The organism is Bacillus sp. DJP31 (assembly GCF_049310945.1).
Lineage (GTDB): Bacteria > Bacillota > Bacilli > Bacillales > SA4 > Bacillus_BS.
In genome coordinates this window covers 202,188-227,991 of sequence record NZ_JBMERO010000002.1, presented here as the reverse complement: position 1 = coordinate 227,991, position 25,804 = coordinate 202,188, and the positions used below count along the sequence as shown (strand labels likewise).

Sequence of the window (25,804 nt, the reverse complement as noted above, 5' to 3'; positions counted from 1 at the left end):
AATATATTATCATAGGAATTCATACTCTGTTCACAATTTTAAAATGTGACCTTATATAAGAATGGTATAATAGAATTACATTATGGTGGGGGGTGAATCTTACACATGCATATAATCGTAGTCAGCTTAAATTATAAAACTGCCCCTGTTGAGATTCGAGAGAGATTAACGTTCGATCCAACAGAACTACCTTTAGCAATGAAACAACTAAAAGAGCAAAAAAGCATCCTTGAAAATATTATTGTATCTACTTGTAATCGTACGGAGATATATGCAGTTGTAGACCAGCTTCACACTGGACGTTATTATATAAAATCATTTCTATCACAATGGTTTCAGCTTAATAAAGAGGAGTTTTCTCCTTTCTTAAATATATATGAAGGTGACAATGCCGTTGAACATTTGCACCGAGTCACCTGTGGGCTTAACTCAATGGTTGTAGGTGAAACGCAAATATTAGGCCAGGTTCGTACAAGCTTTGCACAAGCTCAAGAGGAACAAACCGTGGGAACAGTCTTTAACCAATTGTTTAAGCAGGCCATAACTCTAGCAAAGCGCGCTCATTCTGAAACAGAAATCGGGGCGAATGCCGTTTCTGTAAGCTATGCAGCAGTTGAATTAGCAAAGAAGATTTTCGGCAACCTATCAAACAAGCATGTGGTGATCCTAGGTGCTGGGAAAATGGGTGAGCTTGCTGTTCAAAACCTTCATGGGAATGGTGTTCAGAGAGTGACGGTTTTAAACCGAACGTTGGAAAAGGCTGAGGCTCTCGCTTCACGATTTCTGGGTGTGGCAAAGCCGATGGAAGACTTAGAAGCTGTATTAGCAGATGCAGATATCGTAATTAGCTCTACTGGTTCTAAGGATTATGTTATTACTGAGCAAATGATGTCTAAAGTTGAGAAAAAACGAAAAGGACGTCCGATTTTTATGGTGGATATTGCCGTTCCACGTGACCTTGATCCACGTCTTTCTCATGTAGATAGTGTATTTTTGTATGATATTGATGACTTAGAGGGAATTGTTGAAGCCAATATGCAGGAGCGCAGAGCTGAGGCTGAGAAAATTGAGATTATGATTGAAGAAGGAATTGTTGAATTTAAACAATGGCTTCAAACTCTAGGTGTTGTTCCTGTCATTTCAGCTCTTCGCCAAAAAGCACTGTCTGTTCAAGAAGAGACGATGCAAAGCATTGAGAGAAAGCTACCGAACTTGTCTGATCGTGATCTGAAGGTATTAAATAAGCACACAAAGAGTATTATTAATCAGTTGCTACGTGACCCCATATTAAAGGCTAAGGAAATGGCTGGGGAATCCGATGCTGAAGAATCTCTAAAGCTATTTATGAAAATATTTGATATAGAAGAAGCCGTTGAAGTACAAAAGTTGCGCGAGGTTCAGACTGAGAGTAAAAATTCACAATGGAATATTTCAGCATCCGCACAAAAAGTTTCAGCAAAAATTTAAGTGAGGATTTTGTAGAATGAGTTGGGTTTATGATCTAACAATCTTATTGTATGCACTCAGTGTCTTATTATATTTTATTGATTTTCTTCACAACAACCGGAAGGCAAACAGAATTGCCTTCTGGTTGCTTTCTATTGTCTGGATGCTTCAAACCATCTTTTTAGTACTTAGGACGATCGATACTGGCACAATTCCCTTGTTAACAATCTCTGAAAGCCTGTATTTTTACGCATGGGTATTGATTACCCTTTCACTTGTGATTAACCGATTCGTTCGAGTTGATTTTATTGTGTTTTTTACGAACGTCCTTGGATTTTTTATTATGGCACTTCATACATTTGCTCCCGCGCAACATGAGTCAACCCTGCTTGCAGAAAAACTAGTTTCTGAACTACTATTCATACATATTTCAATGGCTATATTATCCTATGGAGCATTTTCAATTTCCTTCGTTTTTTCCATTTTGTATTTACTACAATATAATTTATTGAAGAAGAAAAAATGGGGGAAGCGCCTCATTCGATTAGATGATCTTTCAAAGTTGGATTATATGTCAAATGTATTAAACGTGATCGGTGTTCCAATGCTATTGTTATCACTCCTATTAGGTGTCCTATGGGCATATATTAAGCTTGATCCCTTTCATTGGTATGATGCAAAGGTAATTGGCTCTTTTATTGTACTCAGTACGTATAGCTATCTATTATATTTGCGCGTAGGAAAAGGTTTAGAAGGTAAATCAATGGCTACATGGAATGTTGCGGCATTCTTAGTTCTTCTAATCAATTTCTTTCTATTTGGTAGCCTATCACGGTTCCATATTTGGTACACGTAATGTTTTGTTTACTTAAACACACATGTGTTTTAAGGAGGAAAGAGAATGAGGAAAATTATCGTTGGATCAAGAAGAAGTAAGCTAGCACTTACCCAAACCAATTGGGTCATACAACAATTAAAAGATTTAGGGGCCTCTTTTGATTTTGAGGTGAAGGAGATTATTACTAAGGGTGATGTTATTCTTGATGTGACTCTCTCTAAAGTAGGCGGTAAAGGTCTTTTTGTGAAAGAAATTGAACAGGCTATGCTAGATCGGGAAATTGATATGGCGGTTCACAGTATGAAAGACATGCCAGCCATTCTTCCAGAGGGATTAATTATTGGTTGCATGCCAAAACGAGTGGATTACCGAGATGTATTAATTTCAAAGGATCATACACCGCTATCGGAGCTTAAACCTGGAGCGGTTATTGGAACAAGTAGCTTACGAAGAAGTGCACAATTGTTAGCAAAACGTCCTGACTTGCAGGTAAAGTGGATTCGTGGAAATATTGATACTAGACTTGAAAAATTAAAAAATGAAGAATACGATGCCATTATGTTAGCAGCAGCTGGCCTATCGCGTATGGGTTGGACGGACGAGGTTGTGACTGAGTTTTTAGAAGCAGACGTTTGCTTACCAGCTGTAGGACAAGGGGCACTTTCTATCGAATGTCGAGAAGAGGATCATGAATTACGTAATTTACTTGCAAAATTTAATGATTCAACGACTGAAGAAACAGTTCGAGCTGAAAGAATTTTTCTTCATGAACTAGAAGGTGGTTGCCAAGTTCCAATTGCGGGATTAGCTAGAATAACGGAAGAGGGATATATTGAACTAACTGGTCTTGTTGGTTCACCTGATGGCAAAACCATATTAAAAGAGACGGTTAGTGGACCAAATTACGAGCAGGTTGGAAAAGAAGTGGCTGCAAGGTTAAGAAATCAAGGAGCATCTGAACTCATTCAAAAGGTCAAAGAGGGACTTCAGTTGTAATGGACACTCAGCCTTTGGCAAATAAAACGATTGTAATTACCCGTGCTGAGGAGAAAAGTAGGGAATTTGCTCGTCAAATTAAGGACTTAGGTGGCACACCACTGATCTTACCTCTGCTAGCCTTTTTACCTGCAGTGCTTACGCCTATGGAAAAGTTACAACTCAATCGTTTGAATGAATTCGATTGGCTCGTTTTTACGAGTGTCAACGGAGTGGAGTATTTTTTTCAGCAGTCTGAGCAACTAAGTATTGATACTAGAGGACTTCAAGCGAAGATTGCGGTTGTCGGTGATAAAACGAAGCTAGCTCTAAAAAAAAGAGGTTTAGAGGCCTTTCTCCTTCCCACTGAATTTGTAGCTGAAGGACTGATCCGAGACTTACAAAATGAAAAACTAGAAGGAAAAAAGGTTCTATATATTCGAGGGAACCTAGCAAGAGACCTTATACCTAAACAGCTAGGTGTATTAGGTGCAAAAGTGACTAAGCTTACCGTTTATACGACTGTATGTCCCACTCATCGACTAGAATGGCTTGAAATCTTGAATCAAAATGTCGATGCTATTACCTTTACAAGCCCTTCAACCATCAACCATTTCGTTCAACTATTAGAAGGCACAGACTGGAAATCTTGGATACAAAGAACAGTTGTTTGTTGTATCGGACCCATAACTGAAAAAGCAGCTCAAACACATGGCATCATTCCAAATATTGTTCCACAAACATATACGATGGATCATTTATTGCAGGAGTTACTTTCATTTTTTGAAAAAAGGGGAGGAACATAAATGAATTCTTTTAACCGACACCGCCGTTTACGTCGTACTTCAACTATCCGGGATATGGTAAGAGAAACACACTTACATAAAGAAGATTTTATTTATCCGATTTTTGTTGTAGAAAACGAAAATATCAAAGAAGAAATACCCTCTATGCCAGGGGTGTATCACTTATCATTGGATTTGTTACTAGAGGAAATAAATGAAGTCGTGTTACTTGGCTTAAAATCAATTATCTTATTTGGTGTTCCGGGTGAGAAGGATGAAGTAGGTTCATGTGCATACGAAGAGCAGGGAATTGTCCAACGAGCTATTAAGTTAGTGAAGGAACACCATCCTGAATTAGTTATTGTTGCGGATACATGCTTGTGTCAATATACGTCACATGGTCATTGTGGAGTGGTAGAAGATGGCTATGTACAAAATGACTCTAGTTTAGAGCTATTGGCCAAAACTGCAGTAAGCCAGGCTAGAGCAGGTGCTGATATTATTGCTCCTTCCAATATGATGGATGGCTTTGTTGCAGCTATTCGTCATGGGTTGGACGAAGCAGGTTTTGAAGATGTGCCGATCATGTCTTATGCAGTTAAATATGCTTCTGCTTTTTATGGCCCTTTTAGAGACGCTGCTCATAGTACTCCTCAATTTGGTGATCGAAAGACTTATCAAATGGATCCAGCTAACCGTTTAGAAGCTTTAAGAGAAGCAGAATCAGATATGGCTGAAGGTGCTGATTTCCTCATAGTAAAACCAGCCCTATCTTACTTAGATATCATTAGAGACGTTAAGAATACGTTTAATGTTCCTATTGTTGCTTACAATGTAAGTGGTGAATATTCAATGATTAAAGCAGCCGCACAAAAAGGATGGATCTCAGAGCGTGAGATTGTGCTTGAAATGTTAACGAGTATGAAACGTGCTGGAGTAGATTTAATTATTACTTATTTTGCTAAAGATGCGGCCATTTGGTTGTCTGAGAACGAATAACAGGAGGGCTCGTGCCTATGAAGCAATTTACAAAGTCAGTTGAAGCTTTTAAGGAAGCTGTAGAAGTTTTACCTGGAGGGGTTAATAGTCCCGTTCGTGCCTTCAAATCTGTCAATATGGATCCTGTTTTTATGGAGAGAGGGAAAGGCTCCAAAATCTATGATATCGATGGAAACGAATACATTGACTATGTTCTTTCATGGGGGCCATTGATTCATGGTCATGCAGATGATCAGGTTGTAGAAGCGATCAAGAAGGCAACAGAGAATGGTACGAGCTTTGGTGCTCCGACCTTGCTTGAAACAAAAGTTGCTAAGATGGTAATTGAGCGTGTTCCTTCAATGGAAATGGTTCGGATGGTAAGCTCTGGTACAGAAGCAACGATGAGCGCACTTAGGTTAGCTAGAGGCTTTACAGGTCGTGATAAAATCATGAAGTTTGAAGGCTGTTACCACGGACACGGGGACTCTTTATTGATCAAAGCTGGATCCGGAGTGGCCACTCTTGGATTGCCAGATAGCCCGGGTGTTCCAGCAGGAGTTGCTCAAAACACCATCACGGTACCTTATAATGATTTAGAAAGTGTTAGATTTGCCTTTGAACAATTTGGTGATGATATAGCTGGTGTAATTATTGAGCCAGTTGCTGGAAATATGGGAGTGGTTCCACCATTACCTGGCTACTTAGAAGAATTAAGAGCAATTACGACTCAGTACGGAGCATTGTTAATCTTTGATGAGGTTATGACAGGTTTTCGAGTAGGCTATCATTCAGCACAAGGTAAATACGGAATCAAACCAGATCTAACATGTTTAGGTAAGGTTATTGGTGGGGGACTTCCGGTTGGAGCTTATGGTGGACGCAGAGAAATTATGGAGCAAATTGCACCAAGCGGTCCTATATATCAAGCGGGTACTCTATCAGGAAATCCACTTGCCATGACAGCAGGATTTGAAACACTTCAAAAACTGACTCCAGATTGCTACGAGGAGTTTGAACGAAAAGCAGACCGATTAATAGAAGGAATCACGGATGCTGCTGTTAAGCACGGGATTCCTCATCATCTAACAAAAGCGGGATCAATGGTAGGATTCTTTTTCAGAAACGGAAAAGTAACCAATTATGAAGAGGCGAAGCAATCAGATTTAGAAATGTTTGCCTCTTACTATCAAAACATGCTACAAGAAGGAGTCTTCCTACCTCCGTCACAATTCGAAGGAATGTTCCTTTCAACTGCTCACACGAATGATGACATTGAAAAAACAATTCAAGCGGTAGAGAAATCCTTTTCCAAACTAAAAAAATAGCAGAGTCAAACCACCTTCACTTTTTAGTGCTAGGTGGTTTTTTCGTCGACAAAGATTTAGCAAAACGTTGGAAGTAAAAACCGTTTGTCGGAAATTCTTTAAGTAATTGCGAGGTATTCTTAAAGTTTTTCTCATAAACAAGCGTGTTTTATCATATGTCTTTAATGACATCGTAATTATTATTAAGGGTTTGAAAGGAGGAGCGGACTTGACAGTTGAAAACCAATCGTCCATACGATTTTCTGTAGAAGAGTCCATTTGGTTCCAAAAGGGACAGGAAGTATCTGAGTTGCTATCAATGTCATTAGATCCTGAGATTATCATTCAAGAACATGATCAATATATATCTGTTAGAGGTGGATTAGTTTTAACAGGTGAGTATCATGCCGGGGGAATGGATGACGAAGAAAGATTAAGCACATTACCGACAGGGTTTCGCACAGTTCAAGATGTTACCACGAGGGAAGATGGAGTTTCAGTATTAAAGCACAAGTTTCCAGTGGATATTACAATCCCTAAAAACAGAATCCAAAATTTAAATGATGTGTACGTTACGATTGAAATGTTTGACTACGAATTACCACAGCGAGGAAACCTCTTGCTCGAAGCAGATCTTTCTATTTCAGGTATCTACGAAGATCAAGAGCACGAACGTCCAGCAGCTAATGATCTTAACAATACGAATGAAGAATACGTAGAGGAAGAACCTGAAACTGAAGAAGTGATAGTACCTTATAATCAAGAGGAAGTAGTTGAAGAAGAGCTTGTTCAGCCTCTTATGAGAGGGTCATTTTACGAAGAGGAAACTGAAGAGGCAGAAGCAGAGCAAGAAAACGATCCTTTTACACCATTTGTTGTTGAAGCAAAGCGACATACGACAGATGAATTCGAAGAAGTAGAACTTGTGCAAGAAGAACCTTATGTGTTTACACGCCAAGCTCCACAATTCGAACTTAAAAGTCGAATTGATCATGCTCAAACTACCTATAAAAAGGCTGTACACGAAGAAGAGAAGTATGGAAACCGTGACGAAAATACATTGTCTTTAACAAAAATATTTGCAAAAGATGATGAATTCGAAACAACAAGGTTAAAGATGTGTATCGTCCAGAAGAATGAATCAATTGAAATGATTGCAAGTAAATATGGTGTTCAATCTCAGGCCCTAATTAGAGTAAACCATCTTGATAGAGAGCATCTAGCTGAAGGTCAAATCATATATATCCCTGTTCTTACTGGGAGCAGAAAATAAAGGAAAGTAAACGTGAGAGAGTGAAAGCTCCTCACGTCTTTCTTTAGAATTTTTTTCGTATACATGTGCTTTTCTACCTGACATTAAGTAAAGGAAGTGCACAGTCAATATGACAGCTGACTTACGGTATAAGTATCAACCGCTTCTTACGGAATATGGAATTGATGCAGAGTACATTGAGGATTATGGGACGATTAAAAAGGTTCATTCAAATCAAGGTACATTAGCGTTGAAGAAAACTAAGCTACCACAGACAAAATTAGCGGAATTCGAAGAAAGAGTAAGATTTCTACAATATAAGAGTTATGGATTTGGTGTGCCTATTTATCGGACGAGAACGGGTTCAGTATTCGTATTTGATCATGAGCAAGCAGCTTATTACTTAATGCCTTGGTTAGAAGAAAATGAAGATCTTGATAGGAATGATCATGCTTTCCAATTATTTAAGTCCCTAGGAGAATTACATGCAAAAACAATCACTGAGGAAAAAATCACTAGTGAAGAGGTTAATGGACTCGTACAAAGTGAAAAAGAAAAATGGAAGCAACGGAAAGAAGAGCTAGAGCTTTTTGTTGAGAAATGTGAAGAGCAGACTTATATGTCTCCGTTTGAGTTGTACTTTTGTACCTATTACCAAGAAATGACGAGAGCCAGTGATTTTGCAATGAGAAAGCTTGACGAATGGCAGGAACTAATGTCTGAGAAAGATATGTATCGATTAGTTCTTACTCATGGCAAACCGTCCTTTACACATTACCTATATAACACCACAGGAAAAGGATTGTTTATAAACTTCGAACAAGGCAATCATTTTCCACCGGTTTATGATTTACTCTATTTTTTCTACCGATCATGCAAAACATATCCCATTCAAACAGATGACAGGTTTCAATGGTTTCAAACCTATCAGTTGCATTGTCCACTTAATGATGAAGAAATCACCTTATTTACAGCACAATTATCATACCCAGAGAACATGTTTCAAGTGGTCGACAGATACCGAAGAAATAAACAAAGTAAAAGTGAGATAAAACATGTCCAATTGCTACAGAGAGCCTACTGGCAAATGAAAAATATTGAAGTCTTTTTAACGAGTATCGTCATGTTTGAAGAAAAGAAGAAACAACAAGAATCCCAGATGGAGTCCTAAGGGATTCTTTTTTGTTTTAAAAGTATCTAAGTCCCTTAAATCCACTCTAACTTAAAGCAAAATACAAGAAAGATTAAAGTGGCTAACAATAATACATCTAAAACTGTTGGAAAGATTAAGGTACGAATTACTTGGAAAACCATGATAGGAAAAACAAATTGTGCTACAACGGAGCGGCAATACCTTAACCAAGGCGGGAGTGAATAGGGGCTGTACCGTCTTTTCATGCTGAGCCCTCCTAACTGTTTCTCGAGTTGCTAATAGTCTATGATATGTATGCTTGTATAGTGAAGATGATAGAAACTTTTTCAATATCTAGAATATGATATAAAAAATGTGGGAATACTTATTGACGATTCAACTTCTATTTCGTAAACTGTATGTTATATATTTAAATTTATATTTCCAATAAGATTTGATAAATGCAAAGACAGGGAAGAGTACAGAATTACACCTCAAGAGAGAGAAACCCAAAGGCTGAAAGGTTTCTTAGGAAAAGTAAAACTGGAATGTCGCCCTTAAGCAGCCCTCTTGAACACAGTGGTTACTAGAGAGAGCCGGGTTCAGCCGTTACATGACTGAGTGTGTAGAGCAATTTAATTCTGTGGTTCTCTACAAAAAAAGGTGGTACCGCGAAAAATTTAACTCCTTTCGTCCTTTTCGGATGAAGGGAGTTTTCTGTTTTCTGACAGCCATTATGAGCTTCGTATCTCATCGTTGCTCGCCTTTTGAAAAATCCTCATTTAGGAATAACTTAACTCCGGTTTTTCAAAAGGCTTCGCGCCTCGACCTACTCGCTCCTAGTGGCTGTAAGGGCTAGTATTATTAATTAGTCGACAAGTGATAGTAACTTTTCGGGATTTATTGAATTAAAGGGAGGAAATACAATGGAAACACAAGAGCAGTTGTTATCGACAAAATATGACCCGAAAGCAATTGAAGCTGGTCGTTATACGTATTGGCTAAATGGAAAGTATTTTGAAGCAAAGCCTGAAGAAGGAAAGAAGCCATACACGATCGTCATTCCACCTCCCAATGTTACTGGACGTCTTCATTTGGGCCATGCTTGGGATACGACACTTCAAGATATAATGACTCGTATGAAACGGATGCAAGGATATGATGTACTTTGGCTTCCCGGAATGGATCATGCCGGTATTGCGACGCAGGCAAAAGTAGAAGGAAAGCTACGCGCAGAAGGAAAATCACGATACGATCTTGGACGAGAAAAATTCCTAGAAGAATCATGGAAATGGAAAGAAGAATATGCCGGGCACATTCGTGAGCAATGGTCGAAGCTAGGACTTGGGCTAGATTATTCTCGTGAACGATTTACTTTAGATGAAGGACTATCAAAAGCTGTGCGTGAGGTTTTTGTTAAGCTGTATGAAAAGGGATTAATCTATCGTGGAGAATACATCATTAACTGGGACCCTTCTACAAAAACAGCTATTTCAGATATTGAAGTAATCCATAAAGACGTACAAGGTGCTTTTTATCACATGAAATATCCATTAGCGGATGGATCAGGATATATTGAGGTTGCAACAACTCGTCCTGAAACAATGCTAGGTGATTCGGCTGTAGCGGTTCACCCAGAAGATGAGCGTTACAAGCACTTAATCGGTAAAACAATCATTCTACCAATCATAGGCAGAGAAATCCCCATTGTGGGTGATGATTATGTGGATATGGATTTCGGTTCAGGTGCTGTTAAAATTACTCCTGCGCATGATCCAAATGACTTTGAGATTGGAAACCGCCATAATTTAGAACGAATTCTTGTTATGAACGAAGACGGGTCTATGAATCAAAATGCTGCTAAATACCAAGGGCTAGACCGTTTTGATTGTCGTAAACAAATTGTAAAAGACCTACAAGAAGAAGGAATTCTTTTCAAAATCGAGGAGCATATGCATTCAGTTGGACATAGTGAGCGAAGTGATGCAGTTGTTGAGCCGTATTTGTCCACTCAATGGTTTGTAAAGATGCAGCCACTTGCAAACATGGCTATTGACTTACAAAATACAGATGACAAGGTGAACTTTGTCCCCGACCGGTTTGAGAATACGTATTTACGCTGGATGGAAAACACTCGTGATTGGTGTATTTCACGTCAACTATGGTGGGGACATCGTATTCCAGCTTGGTATCACAAAGAAACAGGTGAAGTATTCGTTGGACACGAGGCACCAAAGGACGCAGAGAATTGGGAGCAGGATTCAGATGTATTTGATACATGGTTCAGTTCCGCACTATGGCCGTTTTCAACTATGGGCTGGCCAGATCTAGAATCCATTGATTTCAAACGCTATTACCCAACTAATGTATTAGTGACAGGCTATGATATTATTTTATTCTGGGTATCCCGTATGATCTTCCAAGCCTTAGAATTTACAGGTAAGCGACCATTTGACGATGTATTGATTCATGGATTAGTTCGTGCTGAAGACGGACGAAAGATGAGTAAGTCCCTCGGGAATGGTGTCGATCCTATGGATGTTATTGATCAGTATGGAGCCGATTCCTTACGCTATTTCCTTTCTACTGGTAGTTCTCCAGGGCAAGACTTACGATATAGTACCGAAAAGGTAGAAGCGACTTGGAACTTTGCAAATAAGATTTGGAATGCCTCTCGCTTTGCACTTATGAACATGGATGGTTTAACGTATGAACAATTAGATTTAACAGGAGAAAAGTCAGTAGCCGATAAGTGGATTCTCACTCGTTTAAATGAAACGATTCAAGAAGTTACCAAACTAGCTGAGAAATATGAGTTTGGTGAAGTTGGTCGTCTTCTTTATAACTTCATTTGGGATGATTTCTGTGACTGGTACATTGAGATGGCCAAACTTCCCTTATATGGTGAAAACGAAGCAGCTAAACTGACGACCCGTTCCATTTTAGCTTACGTTTTAGATCAAACGATGAAACTCTTACATCCATTCATGCCTTTCATTACAGAAGAAATATGGCAGGCTTTACCGCATTTTGGTGAATCCATAACCATTTCAGAGTGGCCAGTGGTTCGTCCTGAGCTATCAGATGAACAGGCGGCAGGTGAGATGAAGCTATTAGTAGATATTATCCGTGCTGTACGAAACATTCGAGCAGAAGTAAATACACCAATGAGTAAGCAAATTAAACTACAAATTAAGGCAAAGGATGAAAAGGTTCTTGATAAACTTGAGAAAAATCGTTCTTATCTTGAGAAGTTCTGTAATCCAAGTGAATTAATTCTTGGAACAAACTTAGAATCAATTGAAAAAGCCATGACAGCTATCATTTCAGGTGCTGAGCTATCCTTACCACTTGAAGGTTTAATCAATGTTGAAGAGGAAATCAAACGACTTGAAAAAGAGCTTGGAAAGCTAGATAAAGAAGTGGAACGTGTTCAAAAGAAATTAGGCAATGAAGGTTTCGTAAAGAAAGCACCTGAAAGTGTAATAGAAGAAGAGCGTCAAAAGGAAAATGATTACAAGGAAAAACGCGATACGGTCCGCGAACGAATTGAAGATTTAAGAGCACTATAAAAAAGAAATGGAGACGTTAACCGTCTCCATTTTCTCATGTAAAATATGTACTGAACTGATACAAAACCGGAGGCAACCTTATGTTTACTTTATATGAAGATGCACTAAATTGGATTCATTCACGACTAAAACATGGAATCAAACCTGGAGTAATAAGAATGGAATGGATGATGGAACGTTTGGGTCATCCTGAACGTTTCATTCGAGCTATCCATGTCGCAGGTACAAATGGGAAGGGTTCAACTGTCAGTTATATCCGATCCATTTTACAAGAAGGTGGATATGAGGTGGGTACCTTTACTTCACCTTACATAGAACAATTTAATGAAAGAATTAGTGTAAATGGTGTGCCCATTTCAAACGAAGACATGATGAGCTTAGCTTCTACTATAAAACCATTGGTCGATGAGTTGGAACAAACTGATTTAGGCTCTCCAACTGAATTTGAGGTCATTACTGCGATGTCCTTATACTACTTTGGCAAAGTCAATCGAACCGATTTTGTTCTATATGAAGTAGGACTAGGGGGGAGATTTGATTCGACAAACGTCATCCATCCACTACTTTCAATCATTACAACAATTGGACTCGATCATATTGCCATTTTAGGTGACACAATTGAGAAAATCACATTTGAAAAGGCGGGAATCATAAAGTCGGGTGTACCTGTTATTACAGGAGTGCATCAAAAAGAAGCCATTAAAGTCATTGAAACGCAAGCCAAGCAAAAAAGATCAACTGTTTATCTTTTGAATAGAGATTTTAAGAACGAAGCCCTTGTTTCGAGTAAAGAAGGCGAAACCTTTTCCTATGAATCTGACCGAAACTCATTCATCAATCTATTCATCACGATGAAAGGCTCCCATCAGGTCTTAAATGCCTCTCTTGCAGTGAAGGCAATAGAATATATGAGGACCTATTTATCTGTTCATATTGAGGAAAAACATATAAGAAATGGACTTGAGCAAATGTATTGGATTGGAAGATTTGAAAAAATCTCCGACCAGCCACTTGTCGTTATTGATGGGGCCCATAACCCTGAGGGGATCAATGAGCTAATTAAAACTGTCCGATCTCATCTAAAAGACTATTCAATTACCGTCATATTCAGTGCATTAGAGGATAAAAAACTGGATGATATGGTTGCTCCTTTGTTTGAAATAAGTGACAGAGTAATTTTTACCTCATTTGACTTCCCTAGGGCTATGTCCGCCGAGAAATTATACTCTATGTTTCCAAGAGAAAACGGGGCTGCATATGAGGATTTTAGAATAGCAATCGATGCACAGCTTCCGCGATTAGGTGAAAAAGAGGCGCTCCTTATTACCGGTTCCCTCTATTTTATTTCCGAGGTTAGGCACTATTTAAAACAAAAAGTAGTCAAGTTGAACAACTAGGTCAAAAGATAGAGGTAAATTATACTAATTTAGTGTGACAGCTATCAGAAAATTTGATAAAATAAGACAAGAGTTTACAATAAGTTAACATTTATACAAATAAGGAGGGGGATAAAAGATGAGTCTCAATATAAAGCATGGCATATGGGTAGCATGGTTACTTCTATTTCCCGTTTCTAGTTGGCTCATTTTTCAACAATATCCCCCCTCTATTGCTGGACATGGAATGGATATCTTTACATTGTTCGTATTGATGTGCATTGTTTCATCACTCCCAATTATAGTAAATGAAACACCGATTTTCTTTACCGATGGTGTGTCTTTAGCCGTATTTCTAGCCTTTGGGTTATTTGTTGAATTTGCCCTCATGCAGCTAGTTCTCATCGTGCTTCTAGTGAAATTACGTGTAGGTAAGGGAGAGTTTTTTAGATTTCCGATGAACTCACTTATGTTTACATTTATTTCTCTCGTTAGTGCGTTTGTCTATTTTATACTTGGTGGTAAGACAGGAATCATTGAATTAAATTCTGTTCAAACATTTATTCCAATCATCGGTTATATAGTAACATCCTTCATTTTGAATCATATAGTTATCTATTTTATTAAAAAATATGTTTATCAAAGATCCAACGGGTTTTTCACAAAGGATTTAATATGGGAAGTGCTGACTAGCCTGATCGTCATACCAGTTGGAATCGTCCTATACTTACTTTATAACGAGATTGGTTTGCTGGGTATATTCTTTGTTGGAGTCCCATTTATTAGTTTGGCCGTCATCCTAAATTTATTTCATTCAAGTCAAAAGATTAATAAATACTTACAGGATGTTAGTGAGATTGGTCATCAGTTAACAGAGCGCTTACAGGTAGATGAGGTTTTAACTTTATTTTTAGCAAAACTAACGAATATGCTTCAGGTTGATTATGCTTACATAGTTGAGGTGAAACCAACCAATCAATTTATCGTGCTACGCTATATGGAACATGGTGAGAAAAAGGATGTCAGTAACTTAGGTATATTTCAGGATAAAGGAATTAGTGGACATGTACTTCACAATAATACTTCGTTACTTTATAAGACAAAGAAAGAATGGACACATTTAAGTCATGGATTCTTGCCGGATAATGTGGAAAGCATTATCGCTGTTCCTGTCAAGAGAAATCAGCAAATCGTTGGGGTTTTAACCTTAGCTTCTAAACAAAAGAGAGCCTATGAGCGTTTTCATTTAATGATTGTCGATATTTTAACAAACTACTTGGCAGTAGCCGTTGAAAATGCTAAGCATTATGAGGAAACGAGAATTATCAGTGAACGTTGTGCGTTAACCAAGCTCTACAACTATCGATATTTTGAGAAGAATTTAGAAGATGAATTTGAGAAATTACTTCTTTATAAAGTTAGGACAAGCCTTTCTCTCATCTTATTAGATATTGACCATTTTAAAACAGTGAATGATACGTACGGACACCAGGCTGGAAATGAAGTACTTTGTCAGTTAGCGGAAAGATTAGTAGAGAACGTTGGGAACCGTGGAACTGTCGCTCGGTACGGTGGGGAAGAGTTTGCCATCCTATTGCCAGATCTAGACAGATTTACGAGCTTTCAATTAGCTGAATCCATTCGATTAGCCATTTCTACAGAACCTTTTACCATTCAGAACCATTTAATAGAATCGAAAAAGAGTCTTACTATCCATATAACTGCTAGTATTGGTGTGGCTTCTGCACCTGAAGATGCAGATGATCCGATGACCTTAATTCGACATGCAGACCGTGCATTATATACAGGTGCGAAACAAAAGGGTAGAAATAAAGTTGCTCAATATGTGAAATAAATTTCGAAAAAACTCATAACTGACAGGTTATGAGTTATTTTGTATATTTTTTAGATATTTTGTTGAAATTTACAATCTTCTCTATATACTATTTTCACAATTTGTTGGTATAATTACAGTAAATATGTGATAATTTGACTAATTTTTTTATAGATTCCGCACTTGGAGGTGCTGATTGTGATTCGAAAGTCCCTTATGGTCTTCATATCAATACTACTTATTGTTTCACCATTTTTTGCTAATAACGAATTTCAAAATGCTAGTGCAAGTACAAGTGGCTTTCAATTGTTAGTTATTGTTGATAAGAATAATACGTCTTTACCTAGTTTCCCAAGTAACGTCAAAGTCACAAAAATGGAAATGAAGGCATTTGTTGCTTCTAGACAGCAGCTTGATGGAATGTATGATGGTATATATATTCATAAAGGATCGTATTCATCAATTGTACCAACTATAGATCCACCGTTAGGGGGGGCCACTTTAACAATAACGAATGCAAACGACCGAAGAGCTCATTATCAAACATCGAACCAAATGAATGACATCACTAGATTAAAAGCAAATGAAATTATTCAATCCTTCATACAAAAAGGGCAGCCTGTTGTGCTACACGAAAACATTTTTGAGCAATCCTGCACCAATACTACATTGCCGGCAGAAAATAGATGTGTGCTAAAAACGTCATTTGAGCCTTATCGAAACAATTATTCAAATGTAAAAATTTATAAAGATGGTGATTTTCCGATATTGGTTGATAATAGACCTGAAATAAATCTTTTAGAGAGACCAATTGAATACGAGAATGAGAATTCATCCTTTGTTTATAATGCTGGTGATGAAATTAATTTTTCCTTTTTAGTTGGAAATACGAATCAAGAAAATAGCACAGTGGCCCAATTGTATATTGATACAGACTATAATAGTAGGTTTGATAGTAAAGATTTAATTGTTGAAAAGAAACTGAGCGAGTTACAAAAAGTTGACAATAAGTACACCCTAACATATAAGGTTCCAAGGGGTTTTTCGGGTATCCGTATTTGGAAACTAGAAATAACAGATACGACCAATCGAAATGTAAAGGATTTTGAAACAGGAGAATTTCGCTTTAGAGGTGATAAGGTACAAGTAAATGTCTTACAAATCACACGAGATAGTAATAATGCAGGTAACTTAGGACATGTATTAAACTCAGATATCATAGTAGGTAAATCTAAGATTGTTAATAATTCTGGTGCTACAATTGGTGCTACTATTGAAACGGCCGACATGAAAATCAATATTAATATAGATGACTTAGATAATTTTAATAAAAATACGTATAAAACAATCAATGGTAAATACAATATGCTCATCTTTGGCTTTCAAGACGAATATGGATCTACAGATATAAGTACTGCTGCTACCTTAGAAGTGAAAAAGTTCATGGATACGAATCAAAGTGTGTTCTTAACTCATGATACATTACGTCGAGATCGTGTAAATGGAGGTAATACACTTTCAAATACAAATAATTGGTTTAAATTGTTTATGGAAAGATCAGCACAAACTATACCTATAGTGAATAATAGCAAGGCTCAAACTGATACACCCACTTCAAAGCCAAGCGCATTCTTTATGGAAACTAATTTAGGTCGTGGTGGATCAGGGATATATGATGTAACAAATGCTAAACAGGTAAATCAGGGGCTACGGACTGAATTTCCATATAAAATCGGAGATATTTCAACTTCTAGTACACATGCTCAATATTTTGCTCTTGATTTGAATAATAAAGAGGTTATGCCATGGTATAACTTAGACAATGCAGGATTTGATGATAATGATAGCTATAATCATTACTATGCGTATTCAATCGGACCTTTAACATATTCAGGTGCAGGGCATACCAATAGTAGCTTTAGTGGTGATGAGCAAAAACTGTTTGTAAACTTAATGTATCAATCCTTTTTAGGTTCAAATCATGTACCATTTATTACAACCTATACACCATCTGAAACAGGTGCCGTTGCAAATCCAACGAAAAATCTTGATGTGGTGTATAAATTAGAAGATCTAGACTTGAGTGACTTTGGATTGCAAACAAAAGTATATGTTAAGGGAATACAAAATCCAAGTTCAATTTCCTATAAAGAGGCATATACAGGAAGTACAATCCATGAATCGATTGATAAATCTCTTTTACAAGGAGATAAAATCACGGTAGTTATTGAGGCAATTGATCAGGCGGGTGCAAAGGTTACAAAGGAAATTGAAGTTTCCTTAAAGCGTGACCAAGTATTAGTTAATGCAAATCGTTCGTTCGCTGAAAATAATACATCTTATCTAAAGTTTGATACACTATCAGATACACCGACATCGATAGATTATACAGTTGGTGCTCAGAAACTTGATCCTAGAGAATTTTCAGGGGAGAAACTATATCCATTTGCAATTGATTCATCAAGTGCCCAAGTTGGTTCAATCATTACGCTACCTGATGAACCTTTTGGCGGGAGCAATAAATCGTTTGTGGACCTAGATTCGGCTCAAACATTTGAGCATGAGGTTGAAAATGGATATAATGGTCCTGAATATAATATAGGTGATAGTGTAAAATTCGTAACTGGATATAAAACTAGTAGCTGGAAAGATAGTTTAGAGTCTTATATTGGTAAGGAATTGATAATACCTGTAATAAATAGCAAAGATAAGATTAGTATATTTGCTAAGGTCCTTGTCAAGTCTATTTCAGGAAAAGGTTCTAACACTCGGGCAGATGCTGAAATTATTGGCTACAAAGATTCTTATACTTCTAATCCAACATTAAAAAACATCACGATTACAGAAGTATTCCCGAGGGACATAGAGGTAGTCAATGTACCGAATGGCTTTACTGTTTCTACTAATGCGAATGGTACAACCGTCAGAGGTTCCGTTCAACCATTCACCTATGACCAAAATGGTAACCCTACCGGACAATCATCACAATCATTCTCTATTAGTGTGAAACCGACTAAAGATGGGGTTTACCTTTTAAATAACTCAAAGGTTATGTTTGAAACACCAAATGGTGAAAATGCTAGTTTTGATTTTGACGCACTAACATTAGAGGCAGAGACATCCGTAAAGTCTGTCAAAATCTTAGAATCCGACCTAAACCTAAACCTTAACGACTCACCTAAACTTCTAACTGCTGAGGTTTTACCAAGAGAAGCCAACCAAGGTGTAATTTGGTCTTCAAGTGATTCGACAATTGTTAAAGTCGAACAAAATGGAAGTATTACTCCATTGAAAGCAGGAAAAGCAACCATAACGGCAAAATCGATTGAATATGATGCGACGAAAAATCCGAATTTAATAGATACTATTGTTGTAACGGTAGCAGTACCAGTTGAAGGAGTTACTGTGAACCCAAGTGTAATGAAAATTAAGCAAGGGGAAAGCAAACAAATAAATGCGAGTATCCAACCGCTTAATGCGACCAATCAAAATGTTAGCTGGAGTGTAGCAGATTCTTCAATTGCGACTGTAAATGGAACAGGTAAATCTGTGAATATTACTGGATTAAAGCTTGGTGTGACGACTATTACCGTTAGAACATCTGATGGAAATAAAAGTGCTGAAGTTACGGTTAGAGTTATTCCAAATCTCACAATATCACCTGGAACTATGACCCTTCAAGTAGGAGAGTCAATGAAATTTAGTTCTAATCTTTCAGATTCGCTTGTAGATTGGTCAATAAGTAATAATGCAATTGCTGAAATAAGCTCTTCTGGAGTGGTAACTGGGAAAGCTAAAGGTGAAACAAAGGTAACCGTTTACTATAAAGAAGACCGTAGTGTATTTTTTGAGGCTACACTAATTGTAGAGGCAAACCTTGTAAGTATTCAGTTACCAACCAAAGTCAATATACTAGTTGGAGAATCCGTTCAGCTCATACCAACAGTTGAACCTGGTAGACCGAGTGATTATGATTTCACATGGCAATCAGCAAATAGTACGATCGCAACAATCTCTAATGATGGGAGCTTAAAAGGGATCATCCTAGGGAAGACCATCGTAACAGTGACAGAAAGATTCACTGGAAAAACAGCTCAAAGTGAAGTGACAGTGGTCGAAGAATATACCGAGGAAAATCCTCCATTAAGTGATGATTCTGTTCGTTGGTAATAGGGTTGAAGCCATAACAAATGTTATGGCTTCAATTATTTAAGCTAAACTAAGGTGGTTACTATGAGACAATGGAAACCTGGTATTCAATTAGCAGTACTAACAATAATAATAACTGGCCTTGTTATTTCAGGCTTTATTTTACAGGATAGACTTTCCACATCGAAACAAGCAGAAGTAGAGCTGCTCTTAAAGAAAGCGGTCATTAAGAATAATGTGGAAGAAGTGCGTCTTCACTTAGAAAATGGAGCCAACCCTAATGTTCTGATGGAAGAGGGATTTTCGTTATTAACGTACAGTATCAAAAGCAAAAATATTGATATGGCATTCTTGTTCATTATGCATGAAGCAGATCTAGAAGAGATTATCTTTGATGGCAATACGTTATTAATGGAGGCTTCCTATGTTGGTAGTGAAGAATTGATTGATACCTTGCTTGAAAAAGGAGCCGATGTAAGAAAAGGGAATCTACTTGGATGGACAGCCTTGCATGCTGCTGTGAGTTCTGGGGATACTTCATCCATAACGAAGTTAATAAGTGCAGGTGCGGATGTTAATCAAGCTGATAAGAGTGGTTGGACGCCATTAATGGAAGCACTTTATCAGAATCAAGATGAAATAGCCCGTCTTTTTATTGAAGAGGGAGCAGCAATTAACGTGATGGAGGAAGAAAAACAAACTCCATTAATGATTGCAGCTATGGTGTCTAATAATGAGAACATGATTACTTTGTTGTTACAGAATAAGGCACGAATAAATGATCAAGATCAGTCAGGGAAAACAGGCCTGATGTGGGCAGTTGAATATGGACATGTTGAGAATGTTGAGACTTTACTTTCACACGGTGCGGATCAAAATATTCCATCAATTGAAGGAAAGTACCCAATAGATATTGCGAATTCGTTTAGTGATGAAGCCATCATTTCTTTATTACAATAAGAAAGACAAGTGAAAACATTCACTTGTCTTTTTATTTGGGTTCAATATAAAGGTTATCTGGAATAACTTGAAGTCTATCTACACGTGGCAGTGCATCAAGCTGATCAATAATTACATTTTTATCATAGACCACATTAAATCGTGAGGGTCTTTTTAATTGTTCAGATGTAAAAGGAATAGTGATTGTTTTGTTTACTCCTTGAATGGTGTTCCAGCGAGTTGCGTTTATTACAAGTTTTTCTCTTGCAAAAAGACCACCGTTTATATAAAACATCGATCCAACTCCGTAAAGCTCCGCTTCATCATCTGTATAAAAGAATGCCTTTAGAGGTTTAATCGAATTCACTTGTTCAATGGATTGAACAGAACCATCAAATTTCATAAATTCATTAATTCTCGTTATCGTCATTTTACCAAGTGATAGAAGGACAAGTTGTTTATCATTATATCCCTCTATGTTTGTGTTTAGGATCGTAGCCTTTCCAAGTGAATAGATCGTTGAATCAAATGAAACGACATCATCCTCTGGTTGATTTAAATTTTCTTCATTTCCTGCAATAACAATATTTCCAGTGACAAGAATATTACCTGTAATCTTAATTGGATTGGTTAAAGTGTCAAATGGGAATATTGTGAGATCACCATGAACAATTAACCAAGTACCATCTGGAATCGTTAAATCCTCTGTAACGGTCAAGCTTTTACTCTGTCCAGTCCCATTCGTATATAAAAGATAATTTTGCGTTGTTGAAGTTAGCTTTGTCTGAAGCTCAGTTGGAGTCGTTGCAACATGCTCAACATCGTAAACATCGTTTTGAATTGTATTTGCAATCATTTGATCTCTATTTGGTTCAGATATTGTTGGAATATCATCCTCTGAGACTGGTCTAGTTGGATCATTAATAACATCATTCAATATGTCAGCAAAGGATCTACGAAAGTTAACATCTAGAAATTCTTTTTGTTGTTCGGACCGAATAGTAGGAAGCTCGTTTTGATAAAAATATTGACTAATTTGCTCCTCTGTATACTCTTCTATATTTTTTGAATTCCAAAAACGCTGAACATATAGATTCCCTTTTACTGCTGGAAACAGTGTATCTGCCGTTTTGGAGGAAAAACTATCTATATAATTAGCTTGGTCTCGTAAGTAAATGTCATTTGCGTATACATTGCCATTGATAAATGGAGATCCATTTAGGTATAGACCTTGGTCTTGCTCTATTCCTGTACTACCTACCGCATATTCTAAGAAACTGGGAGTAGGCGAAAGAATTAGATTTTGCAGAACTTCCTTGTTGCCTAAATCTACCTTTAGCTCTAATACTCTCGTAAAGTGATTCTTTGTATCAATATAAGAATACGGTTTACCAGGTTCTGTTAAATTTTCAATTTCAATTTGTGGGTTTGTATATTTTCTTTCAATCGAGTTACTAAACGTTTCAAGAGTTGAATTGAAATTCGTTAGGATCTCTTTTTCATCCAATGGATATTTCGATGTATTTTGCATTTCTACCTTGAATTCAGCTGTTATCTGTTCAATGGTATTGATTGCATCTTGAGTAGATATGACTTCTGCATTTCTGAATTCTGTTCGTTTTGCGCCGCCAATACTTGCAGATATTATAGATAATCCGAGAACCATGAAAACGAGACTAACTAGCAATACAAGTAGCAAACTTGATCCTCTTTCATTTTGGCTCTTTACTAAACAGCCTTCATTACACATTATCTCTCCTCCTAATAGCCAAACTTACTTGTTAACGTAAGCGGCTTCACATGTAATGGATTGGTTGGACCATAGTCTAGATTTTCGAGCGTTAATTGAATATCGAACGTTCCATTTATACACCGGTTATCACCTGTCCCTAAGACTGTTTCTAAATTCGTACATGTAAAAGAAATGTATGAATTGTCTGTTAGATTCGATTCCTCACCATCTGTAATCGAAATACTTAGGGCATTAAGATTTTCATTATTCAAGAGTACATGCCCATTTTCAAGCTTGAGTTCATTTATGGTAATGTCAGTTTGACCCTTTTGTTTTTGTTCTACTAATTGGTTGTTACTTCGGGAAACAACCAATTGATTATCATTAATAAAATTATAACAATTTGATATTTGGGTTCCAAGAGCGTTTTTACAGGGTTCTATCGTATCGGGTGACAATTCATAAATGGAATTCATTATTCTAGTTACAACATAATCAGCTTCATCACGAATATGTCCTTCTACACCAATCATTTTATAGGCATTTACACCTATTGAATAGACACCATAAATGCTCGTCATAATTACAGTGGAAATAGCCAATGCAACCAATAACTCAACTAACGAAATCCCTCTCTGACTTTTCCATACAGAATGAATTTTCTTAAAGTGACTCATCTGAAATCACTCCTTCAATAATGATAGGATTTGAATTACCCCAGTTAACTTCTACATCAAAGTGAAGCAAATACTGTGTAAGTGGATCCTTTAGTCCAGAAGGTAATAAAGGTGTTGGACGGAGTTTCACAGTGAGAAAATAGTCTTCAGTGTTGTAGACCCTACCATTTATTTCTGGGATAAGTACAAGTGAACAGCTTGTCTCTTCTTGAAACAGATCAAAGGAGTAGGTACTGCCGTTTTTTACTATTTCAATCGTTTCAACACATGAATCCCCGTTTAAGCTAACAAACTTCCCTTTAATGTCCTCTGAAATGGGACTTTGTAAGAGTTGGTCATCTAAATACTTCTTCATATATTGGAAATTTTGTTTTTCTATATAAGTAACGGCACCTCTTGCAATGTTAAGTGCAACTGTTTTATCTTTGTTTAAATTCGTATAAGAATAGGATTGTGTAAAGAAGGCTAGTAACGTTATCATCACAACACTTAATATGGTTATGGAGACAAGCACTTCAAGTAATGTAAATCCTTTTTCTTTTTTATTAATAAAATGAATCAAATTTCGACACCTTCTTTCAATTTCCTTCAATTTATTATACAATATTAATTATTAGAAATAGTAAAATAGTAACAGAAAATTTTTATGGATTTAATTGATTAGAAGAGGTGCCAAAATGATATTGTTCATTTTCTTTATGATTGCAGCTGTTTTACTAGGATTCCTTCTATGGTTTGTGCCAAACCCATTTAACCGTTCAGGAAAAGTAACCATCCTATTGACTTCTATACTCCTATCCGTTTTCGGATTACTGGCTGCGAACTTACTGCCAACTTGGCAAACAGTACTTTTGTTACTTGTATTGTCAACGCTGATTGGTTACCTTGTAGATAAAAATAGTGGAGAAAAATTGAGTGAAAGAGAAAGCCAAGCAAGCTCTATAACGAATCATACAGTAGCTAGTAATGAATTAACAGTGAATGAGGAAGAAAGTCTCGTCTTACCTGATGTAAAAACGGAAGATCAAGGGACGTTTAATGAAGCAGACACTACCTATAAAGGTGACACTTTGGAAAATAAGGAAGAACTGGTAGAACTGATTTACGATGATCAATTGGAGGATGACTTCCTATTAGCTAGAATAGAAGATTCAGATTCTCAAGTGAGCGAGGAACAACCATCACATCTTATTGGAGAAGATACCATTCCCGAGCTATCACTAGATCAAGAAATCTGGACAGATCCAGCAGCTGCATCTTCTCCGAAAGAAACAACCACGGACATTGATTTGGATGAATTGGAGCTCTATAAGGAACTATATCAAGATAACAAGGAATTAAGTGAATTTGACCCCAATCTAGAAGAAAATAAGGAAGAGTTAGAAATTGAAGAACTAAACTTTATAGAAAAAAAATGATCAACTAGCTAGTTGAAATCATCTATTATTTTTTATTTAGCTATTATAGGAGGAAACAAGTGGCTACCTCAAATTTTGTAAAATTATTCAGTGGCATTATTCTTAGTACTTTGTTTTTATTCTCTTTTTCACAAATAGGTGCTATTGTGTATCAAAATGTTACCAACCATTCATCATCGTATGAGTCAAGAACGTTTGTAGGTCCTGTCGATATCTCTGGCTTGTCTGAAGATCAAGCAATAAAAGAAATTACATCGGCAGTAAAGTCATGGAAAGAGCTTAATCCTATGCAACTTTCATACAACGGAAAAACACTCAATGTCAGTACTGAAATCTTCACGTTCTTTATTGACAGGACCCTTCTGGAAGTGAAGGAAGGAACAAAAAACTCACTAATCGTTTCAGTATCAGATTCTGAATTAGAAAAGGAAATTTTAGATTTCGTTTATCCTCTAACAAATGATGATGTCAATATCGAAAAAGTTTTAACGGATATTCAGACAAATGCTTCCTTTCTTTTGCAAGATGATCAAAACATTACTTTGCAAGAATATCTTTCTACTGATTCACTTTTGGTGAGTACGATTATAACGGAAGCCACGGTTACGAATTTCCCAAGTGATTTTGATTTTAATTCCTACGCAGATCTGTTTTCGACAATTAAGATTCCTGCTTCTAGTCAATTCTCACTTAAGGAATATATGAATGACCGGACTATTCCAAATGATGTAGCAAGTATCATTGCGACTCTTTTCTATAAGAGCATTCTTCCAACTAATTTTGAAATTCTAGAACGACATCATAGTACAGAATTACCTATTTATAGTGACCTTGGATATGAAGCAAAAATAGGTGAGTCCTATGATTTTGTTTTCAATAATCCTAATGTAACGGAATATGTACTTCACCTAGAGACGACACCAAACGGACTTTATGCCAAGCTAACCGGCAAGCCTCTATCGAATTCATTTAAAGTTGAAGTTCTGGACTCTGAGGTGCACGAACCGAAGAAAATTGTTCAGTATGATTCGTTGCTTTCAATTGGGAAGACAAGGGTAGTTGAAAAAGGAAAGCAAGGATTTTCTGCTACGATCGTCCGACATAAGCTTACAGAAGAAGGTAAATTGCTTGAAAAACAGACGCTTTTCAAAGATTACTATCCACCTATCCATCAAATTGAACTTCATAGCTTAAAGGCAAATATTGAACCTAGCGGGAAAACGAGTTCTATTACAACAAGTGACGGCGACGATTCAAGCACAAAAGGTTCAGACCAAACAGACCAAACAGACAAAGATGGCACGGAAGATAATAATGAAGATGATACTGATGATGACGTAGATGAAGATGAAGATGAAGATGAAGATGAAGTTCCTATAGAAAAGTAACTTAGG

At 37.0% G+C, this 25,804-nt stretch carries 19 protein-coding genes and 1 other annotated feature; of the genes, 15 read left to right on the top strand and 4 right to left on the bottom strand.

Annotated features, from left to right (window positions below; translation table 11 throughout):
• Positions 1-105 precede the first annotated feature (105 nt).
• The 8 genes from hemA to ysxE all read left to right on the top strand — a co-directional run bounded on the left by hemA (position 106) and on the right by ysxE (position 8,752).
• Entirely contained in the window at positions 106-1,467 is a 1,362-nt protein-coding gene (hemA, locus tag ACOI1C_RS03560; protein WP_422508056.1) for a glutamyl-tRNA reductase, read from the top strand.
• Between the two features lie 16 nt (positions 1,468-1,483).
• A complete protein-coding gene (locus ACOI1C_RS03555) occupies positions 1,484-2,302 on the top strand; it encodes a cytochrome C assembly family protein (RefSeq protein WP_422508054.1) in 819 nt (272 codons plus the stop codon).
• A gap of 45 nt (positions 2,303-2,347) precedes the next feature.
• The gene (gene hemC / locus ACOI1C_RS03550; RefSeq protein ID WP_422508052.1) at positions 2,348-3,280 is read left to right on the top strand and encodes a hydroxymethylbilane synthase; all 933 of its coding nucleotides are present in this window, start codon (positions 2,348-2,350) and stop codon (positions 3,278-3,280) included.
• Positions 3,280-4,065 carry a uroporphyrinogen-III synthase gene (locus tag ACOI1C_RS03545; protein WP_422508050.1) on the top strand — a complete coding sequence of 262 codons (786 nt, stop codon included), beginning with the start codon at positions 3,280-3,282 and terminating at the stop codon, positions 4,063-4,065. Before hemC ends, ACOI1C_RS03545 begins: the two co-directional genes overlap by 1 nt.
• Positions 4,066-5,043, top strand: coding sequence for a porphobilinogen synthase (gene hemB, locus ACOI1C_RS03540; protein WP_422508048.1), 978 nt, complete (start codon positions 4,066-4,068; stop codon positions 5,041-5,043).
• 17 nt (positions 5,044-5,060) lie between these two features.
• On the top strand, positions 5,061-6,350 hold the full coding sequence (hemL, locus tag ACOI1C_RS03535; protein WP_422508046.1) for a glutamate-1-semialdehyde 2,1-aminomutase: 1,290 nt from the start codon (positions 5,061-5,063) through the stop codon (positions 6,348-6,350).
• A gap of 208 nt (positions 6,351-6,558) precedes the next feature.
• Positions 6,559-7,602 carry a stage VI sporulation protein D gene (gene spoVID / locus ACOI1C_RS03530; RefSeq protein WP_422508044.1) on the top strand — a complete coding sequence of 348 codons (1,044 nt, stop codon included), beginning with the start codon at positions 6,559-6,561 and terminating at the stop codon, positions 7,600-7,602.
• A 109-nt stretch (positions 7,603-7,711) separates the two neighbouring features.
• On the top strand, positions 7,712-8,752 hold the full coding sequence (gene ysxE / locus ACOI1C_RS03525; RefSeq protein WP_422508042.1) for a spore coat protein YsxE: 1,041 nt from the start codon (positions 7,712-7,714) through the stop codon (positions 8,750-8,752).
• Between the two features lie 35 nt (positions 8,753-8,787).
• Here the strand turns inward: ysxE and ACOI1C_RS03520 are convergent, their stop codons facing one another.
• Entirely contained in the window at positions 8,788-8,979 is a 192-nt protein-coding gene (locus tag ACOI1C_RS03520) for a hypothetical protein (RefSeq protein WP_422508040.1), read from the bottom strand.
• Positions 8,980-9,170: 191 nt separating this feature from the next.
• Positions 9,171-9,414: a binding site (T-box leader), on the top strand.
• A 225-nt stretch (positions 9,415-9,639) separates the two neighbouring features.
• Between ACOI1C_RS03520 and ACOI1C_RS03515 the strand changes: the two genes are divergently transcribed.
• The 5 genes from ACOI1C_RS03515 (at position 9,640) to ACOI1C_RS03495 (ending at position 20,604) form a co-directional block, all read left to right on the top strand.
• Positions 9,640-12,285: a valine--tRNA ligase gene (locus ACOI1C_RS03515; RefSeq protein WP_422508038.1), complete on the top strand. Its 2,646-nt coding sequence runs from the start codon at positions 9,640-9,642 to the stop codon at positions 12,283-12,285.
• Between the two features lie 80 nt (positions 12,286-12,365).
• Positions 12,366-13,682: a bifunctional folylpolyglutamate synthase/dihydrofolate synthase gene (locus ACOI1C_RS03510; protein WP_422508036.1), complete on the top strand. Its 1,317-nt coding sequence runs from the start codon at positions 12,366-12,368 to the stop codon at positions 13,680-13,682.
• A gap of 118 nt (positions 13,683-13,800) precedes the next feature.
• Positions 13,801-15,516, top strand: a complete 1,716-nt coding sequence (locus tag ACOI1C_RS03505) for a sensor domain-containing diguanylate cyclase (RefSeq protein ID WP_422508034.1) — start codon at positions 13,801-13,803, stop codon at positions 15,514-15,516.
• A gap of 177 nt (positions 15,517-15,693) precedes the next feature.
• Positions 15,694-19,665 carry a DUF5057 domain-containing protein gene (locus ACOI1C_RS03500; protein ID WP_422508032.1) on the top strand — a complete coding sequence of 1,324 codons (3,972 nt, stop codon included), beginning with the start codon at positions 15,694-15,696 and terminating at the stop codon, positions 19,663-19,665.
• A 63-nt stretch (positions 19,666-19,728) separates the two neighbouring features.
• Positions 19,729-20,604: an ankyrin repeat domain-containing protein gene (locus ACOI1C_RS03495; protein WP_422508030.1), complete on the top strand. Its 876-nt coding sequence runs from the start codon at positions 19,729-19,731 to the stop codon at positions 20,602-20,604.
• 31 nt (positions 20,605-20,635) lie between these two features.
• Here the strand turns inward: ACOI1C_RS03495 and ACOI1C_RS03490 are convergent, their stop codons facing one another.
• The 3 genes from ACOI1C_RS03490 to ACOI1C_RS03480 are packed head-to-tail and all read right to left on the bottom strand — an operon-like array spanning position 20,636 to position 23,554.
• Entirely contained in the window at positions 20,636-22,333 is a 1,698-nt protein-coding gene (locus ACOI1C_RS03490) for a hypothetical protein (protein WP_422508028.1), read from the bottom strand.
• 11 nt (positions 22,334-22,344) lie between these two features.
• On the bottom strand, positions 22,345-22,992 hold the full coding sequence (locus ACOI1C_RS03485; protein WP_422508026.1) for a PilW family protein: 648 nt from the start codon (positions 22,990-22,992) through the stop codon (positions 22,345-22,347).
• Positions 22,979-23,554: a type IV pilus modification PilV family protein gene (locus tag ACOI1C_RS03480; RefSeq protein ID WP_422508024.1), complete on the bottom strand. Its 576-nt coding sequence runs from the start codon at positions 23,552-23,554 to the stop codon at positions 22,979-22,981. The genes ACOI1C_RS03485 and ACOI1C_RS03480 overlap by 14 nt, the downstream gene beginning before the upstream one ends.
• A gap of 115 nt (positions 23,555-23,669) precedes the next feature.
• On the opposite strand from ACOI1C_RS03480, the gene ACOI1C_RS03475 reads away from it, so the two are divergent.
• Entirely contained in the window at positions 23,670-24,410 is a 741-nt protein-coding gene (locus tag ACOI1C_RS03475) for a hypothetical protein (protein WP_422508022.1), read from the top strand.
• Between the two features lie 59 nt (positions 24,411-24,469).
• Positions 24,470-25,798 carry a hypothetical protein gene (locus tag ACOI1C_RS03470; RefSeq protein ID WP_422508020.1) on the top strand — a complete coding sequence of 443 codons (1,329 nt, stop codon included), beginning with the start codon at positions 24,470-24,472 and terminating at the stop codon, positions 25,796-25,798.
• Positions 25,799-25,804 lie beyond the last annotated feature (6 nt).

Bases quoted from the DNA above. Each gene is read 5' to 3' on its own strand.
- hemA (WP_422508056.1), top strand. From the start codon at position 106: ATGCATATAATCGTAGTCAGCTTAAATTATAAAACTGCCCCTGTTGAG.
- ACOI1C_RS03555 (WP_422508054.1), top strand. From the start codon at position 1,484: ATGAGTTGGGTTTATGATCTAACAATCTTATTGTATGCACTCAGTGTC.
- hemC (WP_422508052.1), top strand. From the start codon at position 2,348: ATGAGGAAAATTATCGTTGGATCAAGAAGAAGTAAGCTAGCACTTACC.
- ACOI1C_RS03545 (WP_422508050.1), top strand. From the start codon at position 3,280: ATGGACACTCAGCCTTTGGCAAATAAAACGATTGTAATTACCCGTGCT.
- hemB (WP_422508048.1), top strand. From the start codon at position 4,066: ATGAATTCTTTTAACCGACACCGCCGTTTACGTCGTACTTCAACTATC.
- hemL (WP_422508046.1), top strand. From the start codon at position 5,061: ATGAAGCAATTTACAAAGTCAGTTGAAGCTTTTAAGGAAGCTGTAGAA.
- ysxE (WP_422508042.1), top strand. From the start codon at position 7,712: ATGACAGCTGACTTACGGTATAAGTATCAACCGCTTCTTACGGAATAT.
- ACOI1C_RS03520 (WP_422508040.1), bottom strand. From the start codon at position 8,979: ATGAAAAGACGGTACAGCCCCTATTCACTCCCGCCTTGGTTAAGGTAT.
- ACOI1C_RS03515 (WP_422508038.1), top strand. From the start codon at position 9,640: ATGGAAACACAAGAGCAGTTGTTATCGACAAAATATGACCCGAAAGCA.
- ACOI1C_RS03510 (WP_422508036.1), top strand. From the start codon at position 12,366: ATGTTTACTTTATATGAAGATGCACTAAATTGGATTCATTCACGACTA.
- ACOI1C_RS03505 (WP_422508034.1), top strand. From the start codon at position 13,801: ATGAGTCTCAATATAAAGCATGGCATATGGGTAGCATGGTTACTTCTA.
- ACOI1C_RS03495 (WP_422508030.1), top strand. From the start codon at position 19,729: ATGAGACAATGGAAACCTGGTATTCAATTAGCAGTACTAACAATAATA.
- ACOI1C_RS03490 (WP_422508028.1), bottom strand. From the start codon at position 22,333: ATGTGTAATGAAGGCTGTTTAGTAAAGAGCCAAAATGAAAGAGGATCA.
- ACOI1C_RS03485 (WP_422508026.1), bottom strand. From the start codon at position 22,992: ATGAGTCACTTTAAGAAAATTCATTCTGTATGGAAAAGTCAGAGAGGG.
- ACOI1C_RS03475 (WP_422508022.1), top strand. From the start codon at position 23,670: ATGATATTGTTCATTTTCTTTATGATTGCAGCTGTTTTACTAGGATTC.